The 3,055-nt window shown below is 57.0% G+C and carries 2 protein-coding genes; both read left to right on the top strand.

The window, feature by feature from the left end:
- Positions 1-179: 179 nt before the first annotated feature.
- Positions 180-881: an MBL fold metallo-hydrolase gene (locus HIJ39_RS22205; protein ID WP_169103223.1), complete on the top strand. Its 702-nt coding sequence runs from the start codon at positions 180-182 to the stop codon at positions 879-881.
- A gap of 252 nt (positions 882-1,133) precedes the next feature.
- The gene (locus tag HIJ39_RS22200; RefSeq protein WP_169103222.1) at positions 1,134-1,841 is read left to right on the top strand and encodes an MBL fold metallo-hydrolase; all 708 of its coding nucleotides are present in this window, start codon (positions 1,134-1,136) and stop codon (positions 1,839-1,841) included.
- Positions 1,842-3,055 lie beyond the last annotated feature (1,214 nt).

Genomic DNA, 3,055 nt, shown 5'->3' with positions numbered 1-3,055 from the left:
CCCTCGCACATCGTGAGTCACGAAATCCTGCGAATCAGCGAGTATACGGGAGAAAAGCCCTAATCTACGAGGGAGCGCGGTAGGCACATGTGACGAGCGCAGCGATTTCACGCGAGTCAGCTTCCCATTTGCAGGAAACGCCAACCGCTGGGTTGAACACATGGTCAGAGGTGATATCGATGGAGCGCGGACCTTTAGAGGATGTGGTGGACGTTCGTCCTGGACTGTGGCTCTGGCGGGTGCGCCACCCGCATTGGAAGTCGGGAGATGATTGGGACCCCGTGGTCACGACCACGGTGGTCGAATCGCGAGGCGAGGTGATTGTCATCGATCCGCTCGCGCCTAATGACGCCGGCGAGGCGGTCTGGCAGCGCCTGGCCGCTTCTCCTCCAACGCAGCTCGTCGTGCTAAAGCCGGACCATGTGCGGGACGTGGACTGGTTTCGTGAACGATACGGGGCCGCGGCGTGGGGGCCGGCACTCGTCGACCCTGACGATGTTCCATCCACGCGGTTTGCCCCCCTGTATCCCGGTGTCGAAGTTCCTGGCGGTGTCATGGCCCTCAACGCCGGACGTTGGGGCATCGAGACACCGGTGTGGTTGGCCGATCAGCACACTCTGGTCTTTGCGGATGCCCTCACGGAGCGAGACGGGGTCTTGCGCATTTGGTCTACGCCCTGGGATGAGGCGGGGCCGCGTCGGGCGCTTGAACAATTGCTTCACGTGCCATTTGAGCGCGTTATCATTTCCCATGGTCGTCCGGTCCATGACCGCGAAGCCTATTTGAACGCCTGCAAATTGGATCCTTGGATGTCAGATGCGTTGAGGCAGTGGTCCGGGCAGATAAAACCCTACCGAAAGCTACTCCGTCTAGAGCCCTAGCTTCTAGAATTTAGAGCTGGATGCTTCACGATACGAATCAAGAATTTTCGGGGGCGAGTGTGCACTAACGGCACCGACCGATTCCTCGCCTTGGTCGGCGCCAAACATGGGGCGTTACCATGCACGTCCTTCTCCTTGAAACAATGCACTCTCGGAAGTGCTGCGCCTCCAGCTACATTAACGACGGGGCGCACTTCGGATATCATTTGCTTAGCATTCTCCGCAAGGAGATGGAACGGAGGTCTGACGATCATGTATCACGTCGCACCTATAGCCGCCGACCGTTTCGCGTTGGCGATTTGGGATCCCTCATGGAATTCCTACAACAATTGCTATCTCACGCCACAAGAACAGGGGTGGACTCTCATTGATTGCGGCAAGCAGGATCATACGGCCGACCTTGCGGCAGCGATCCGCGAGGTGGGGCTCCGCCCGCAGGACATCGGCTCGGTAATCCTGACGCACGGCCATCGCGACCATGTGGGAGGCCTCGCCCTATTTGTCGAGGCGGAAGCCTGGATGTCATCGCGTGATGCATCGTTAGTGAGCGAGGAGAAGCGTCTCTGCCTTCGCCCCCTGGATAACACGCACTCCGTGGCAGGCTTGACCGTGATGCCGCTCGGGCACCACACGCCCGGCTCCGTCGCCCTGTATGACCCAACCGCCCGGGTTCTCTACGCCGGCGATTACCTGTGCTTCTTTCGGGAGGAACTACCGCCCGACGGATTGGTCACGGAAGGGAACGGCTTACGCGAGAAGACTCGCACCTTTATCGCGGGATGGTCAAAAAGCCCGGCGGATCGCCAGCAATATCACTTCGACCAGTTCATGAGAGGGCTCCAGACATTGGGGTCATGGGACCGGGTGGACTTTCTAGCGACCGGTCATGGGCCCGTGCTCAAAGGCGGCATTCCCCAGTTTTTCGCGGAATTACTGGATGACGGAGGCTACCCTCGTTAACGCAGAACCCTCGGGGGCGTAAATACCTTGAGATATGGTCGCAGAGTCTAGCAAAATCTGCCACTCACGTCATAATGAGGGTATCAGTCGATGGAGGATTGCACCGTGGTCATTAGTCTGTTCGTCGTTGAGAAAGGGGTTGAGCGGCATGGGTCATCTCTTGTGGGGCAACTTCGCGTTCATGATGTTTTCTGTTGCGTGGCTCCTGTACACCAAGAGAACCCCCGACCGCATATTAGGGAGAACCGAGACGCCACACAAGCGAATATCCCGCACATTGGCTCCGTGGGTACTGGGCGTTGTCGCCGCTGGCAATGGCGTTCTTTGGCTCTCCCCGCTTCTTTACGTGCGAGATAGCTTAGAATGGCGCATTTGGGGCGATTGGGGGCCAGGCGAGAAGTCGGTCTTGGGGTTACTTCCACGCGGTGCCGGCACGCATCTCGAACGTGCGGTCACGGCCATCATCACCCAGCGTTTACGTCCGAGAATGCGCTCGTGTCCAGCGACTCGATAGATGTATCCTGCAACAGTTCCCATGATCAATAGCCGGGTAATGGGGGCTTTAGTGCATCACCGATTTTTGATAGTGTGGGCCGACACAAATTCTCTAGGTGACGATATTCAGCCACCAGAGGGTTTGTGATGAGACGTAACTGCTGGCGCACCAGAATCAAGAATTAGCGCATCGTGGGTGGAACAAAGCTAACCGAGTCCCAGGCGAAAACGTCGGCAGGCTGCACTACCGCTGAGCTCAAAGGTTAACAAGCAAAGGAGGCAGGAGCCTGGAGCCTGTTGAAACTCGACGAGCAGTTTCACGATGGTGATCGAGTTTTACTTCGGCTCCCGGCGTATTCTCGGGGTCAGGAAAGACCGGGCGTGAGTCATTTGAGCAAAAAATTTTGGGTATCCGGATTTTATGATGGATCGGCCCATGGTGACGGTGTTCGTCATGCGGATACCAATGCGGATTTTGTGATGGATCAAGTCGGACTATCATTGGAAGGCAAAACCGGATTGCATGATTGATCGGCAATTCCCATGAAGGAATTTGTTCTGCTGTGGCAGACCAACGGAACGCATATTGACGTACCCTGGAATCGGCGGTCTTAGGGCACTAAAGGGCCGGATAGCGAACCAGCAGAATTTTCTGTGAAATAGACAGTAGAGTGAAACACCGAGTCGGCGCGCATTGCTCCCCAAAGCTGGGACGCGGG

The organism is Sulfobacillus harzensis (genome assembly GCF_012933365.1).
In the GTDB taxonomy this organism is placed as follows: Bacteria; Bacillota; Sulfobacillia; order Sulfobacillales; family Sulfobacillaceae; genus Sulfobacillus_B; species Sulfobacillus_B harzensis.
Note: the sequence above shows the minus strand (reverse complement) of the source record. Positions and strands in the feature narration are given on the sequence as shown.